The organism is Mesorhizobium sp. M2A.F.Ca.ET.037.01.1.1, assembly GCF_003998075.1.
Taxonomy (GTDB): domain Bacteria; phylum Pseudomonadota; class Alphaproteobacteria; order Rhizobiales; family Rhizobiaceae; genus Mesorhizobium.
Genome location: NZ_RZSA01000718.1, coordinates 1 through 3,594 on the forward strand (window position 1 = coordinate 1; position 3,594 = coordinate 3,594).

General features: G+C 63.6%; 3 protein-coding genes and 1 pseudogene. All 4 read left to right on the top strand.

From position 1 onward, the window contains the following. On the top strand, positions 1–390 hold a 390-nt coding region (locus tag EOA27_RS27635), incomplete at its 5' end, for an ABC transporter permease subunit (RefSeq protein WP_127257744.1). Between the two features lie 11 nt (positions 391–401). Continuing rightward, positions 402–1,466, top strand: coding sequence for an ABC transporter ATP-binding protein (locus EOA27_RS27640; RefSeq protein ID WP_126081436.1), 1,065 nt, complete (start codon positions 402–404; stop codon positions 1,464–1,466). A gap of 125 nt (positions 1,467–1,591) precedes the next feature. Next, the gene (locus EOA27_RS27645) at positions 1,592–3,142 is read left to right on the top strand and encodes a sodium:proton antiporter (protein WP_126081437.1); all 1,551 of its coding nucleotides are present in this window, start codon (positions 1,592–1,594) and stop codon (positions 3,140–3,142) included. Positions 3,143–3,368: 226 nt separating this feature from the next. Next, a pseudogene (locus EOA27_RS27650) lies at positions 3,369–3,594 on the top strand (EEP domain-containing protein); the annotation flags it as partial.

The following is a 3,594-nucleotide window of genomic DNA, read 5'->3' on the forward strand; positions in this document are numbered from 1 at the left end:
GTGATCGGCTACGCGACGTTGTCGCTGCCGTATATGTATCGGGCGGTCGATACAGGCCTTCGCACCATCGATGTGCGCACGCTGACGGAAGCGGCGCAGATCCTCGGCGCCGGTTGGCCCACTATCATTACTCGGGTGATTCTGCCAAACGTGCTGATCGCCGTGCTCTCCGGCGCCTTTCTGACTTTTGCCATCGTCATCGGCGAGTTCACGATGGCCAGCCTGCTCAATCGTCCGGCCTTCGGCCCCTATCTGCAGAACATCGGCGCCAACCGCGCCTATGAACCGGCGGCGCTTGCCATCATCGCCTTTGCCATTACCTGGGGCTGTATGTCACTGATCCAGATCCTGTCCCGCTTCGCGCCGAAATCGGCGAACCGACCGAACTGAAAGCAAAAGCCATGGCCGAGCCGTTCCTCTCCATCCAGCATGTGCGAAAATCCTTCGGCGCCACGACCGTGGTCGAGGATTTCAATCTCGACGTCGAGCCGGGTGAATTCGTCTCCTTCCTCGGCCCGTCCGGCTGCGGCAAGACGACGGTGCTGCGCATGGTCGCCGGCTTCGAGGAGCCGTCGGGAGGTAAGATCGTCGTCGGCGGCAAGGACATCACCCGGTTGAAGCCCAACCAGCGCAATGTCGGCATGGTGTTCCAGGCCTATGCGCTGTTCCCGAACCTGACGGTCGCGCAGAATATCGGCTTCGGCCTCAAGGTGGCGGGCATGTCGAAGCCGGCCATCGATTCCCGAGTGGCCGAGATGCTCGACATCATCAAGCTGCCGCAGATGGCTGACCGCTATCCCTACCAGCTCTCGGGCGGCCAGCAGCAGCGCATCGCGCTCGCGCGGGCGATTGCCCCGAAACCCAAACTGCTGCTGCTCGACGAACCGCTGTCAGCGCTCGACGCCAAGGTGCGCGTGTCGCTGCGCGAGGAAATCCGCTCGATCCAGAAGAAGCTCGGCATCACCACAATCTTCGTCACGCATGACCAGGAAGAGGCGTTGTCGATCTCCGACCGCATCGCGGTGATGTATGGCGGCAGGGCCGAGCAGGTCGGCACGCCATTCGAGATCTACAACCGGCCGGCGACCAAGTTCGTCGCCAATTTCGTCGGCACGCTCAACGTGCTGGAAGGCAAGGTCACCGACGCCGCCTCGGGCAAGGTGCAGGTCAACAGCCAGGAAGTCTCGCTAAAGGGCAAGCTCAACGGCTCCAAGTCCGGCGACACACTGTCGCTCGCGCTGCGGCCGGAAGCGATTTCACTGGGGCGGCAGCCCGGCCATGACGCCAGCCTGTCCGGCGAAATCGCCGAAGTGCATTTCCTCGGCTCTGTGATCCGCGTGCGCGTCGGCATCGGCGGCAACACGGTGTCGCTCGACACATTCAACAATTCGACGACGCCGCCGCCGGTCGTCGGCGACAAGGCGGACATTTCGTTTTCGTCGGGCGATATGCTGGTTCTGCACTAGGCTGTGTTGATATTCAGGTGAGGCCGGCCTGCAAATGGCGGTCTCCTGCGCTTCTGGCCTGACAAATCAACAGTATCCTAGCTCGAGGTACTGCCAAGCCTCGTGTTTCATCGTTACGATGAGCCATGGCCCTCTTCGAGCTCACCCTCATCCTGCTTCTGATCGCCGTCGCGCTGACGGCGCTGTCGCGCCGTCTCGAGATACCCTATCCGTCGCTGCTGGCGCTTGCAGGCGTTGCGCTGGCCTTCGTGCCGGGCGCACCAACGATCGAGATCGATCCGGAACTGGCGCTGGCGCTGTTCATCGCGCCGGTGCTGCTCGACGCCGCCTATGACACCTCGCTGCGCGACCTGAAACGCTACCGGCTGTCGCTGCTGCTTCTGGCGCTCGGCGCCGTCGTGTTCACCACCGTGGTGGTTGCCTTCGTAGGCTGGAAGATGGCCGGCCTTCCGATCGCGGCGGCGATCGCGCTAGGCGCCATCGTCGCTCCGCCGGACGCGGTCGCGGCGAGTGCCGTGCTCGGCCAGTTCAGGGTGCCGCACCGCATCACAGCCATTGTGCAGGGCGAGAGCCTGCTCAACGATGCCACCGCGCTGCTGATCTACCGGATATCGGTTTCGGCGGCCATCGGCTCGGTCATGCTTAAGGACGCAGTGCCCGTCATCCTGCTTGCGACGATCGGCAGCGTCGTCGCCGGCTATGTGTTCGGCCGAGTGTCGCTGCTCGCGCTGACGCGCATCGAGGATGCGGCAAGCAGCACCGTGGTGCAGTTCGCCGGAACCTTCGCCGTCTGGATCATTGCCGACAAGCTCGGTCTCTCCGCTATCATCACCATCGTCGTCTATGCGATCACCATCGCGCGGACCGCGCCACGCCGGATGTCCGCGAGGCGGCGCGTCAGCACCTATTCGGTCTGGGAGTCGGCCGTCTTCGTGCTCAATGTCTTAGCTTTCGTGCTGATGGGCCTGCAGGCTCGATCAATCGTCGGCCGGCTCTCCGGCGACGGGCAAGGCGAGGCCTTCCTCTTCGCTGCCACCGTGCTGGCCGTCGTCATCGTTGCGCGTCTCGTTTGGGTGATGGGCTACGTTGCGGTGATAAAGCAGTTTAAGCGTTTCGACGGCGAAGGGCAGAAGCGGGATGCGCCGACGTTTCGCGGCGCGGTGCTTGTCGGCTGGTGCGGCATGCGCGGGCTGGTGACGCTGGTGGTGGCCATCGCCTTGCCCGCCGACTTTCCCGGCCGCGACCCGATCGTGCTGGCGGCCTTCGCCGTCGTGCTCGGAACGCTTGTGCTGCAGGGCATGAGCCTGAAGCCGCTGCTGCGCCGGCTCAACTTCGAACGGGATACCTCGATCGACCGCGAAGTGGCCGAGGCCCGGGTGGCCATCATGCAGGCGGCGCTTGATGTGCTGAGCCGCAAGACCTCGTCCGCTGCCGCGGTCGTACGTGAACAATACGAGGCGCAACGCCGGATCGCCGAAAATCCGGACGATGCGCAAGCCGCGACGGAATACGACCGATTGCGTCTTTACGCCATCAAGCGGCAGCGTGACAGGCTGGAGGAGCTGCGCAGCAACGGCACGATCGGCGACGAGGCCTATCACCGGCTGGAAGAGGAGATCGACTGGTCAGAACTGGCGGCGGCTCCCGCCGGAAGCTTCCAGCCGCTCACCACCTGACGGATTTCAGCGAAAGCGTGGGCGTTTGCGGTGGCGATTCACCGCAGCGCCTGCCCGGGATTGCATCAGCACACGGAGATAGAGCGGATCGCCTCCGTGGGAAAGCGAAACGGTTTGGCAAACGTGGTTCGCAGGCAGCATTGGACTATTCCGCTCGTCCTCGCGGTCCATTGAAACGCTGACGGCGAGGGGCTACTGCGATCCTCAGAAGTGAGCCGGTTAATCAATGAAGCTGATCAGCTACAACATCCAGTATGGCTACGGCAGCGACGGGCGCTATGATCTTTCCCGCGCCGCCAGGCTGGTGGACGGCGCCGACATCATCGCGCTGCAGGAGGTCGAGCGGCATTGGCTGCGAACCAATGAGGACGACCAGCCCGAGGTCCTGTCAAGGCTGTTGCCCGACTATTACTGGGTCTATGGCCCCGCCTTCGACATGGACGCCAGCGAGA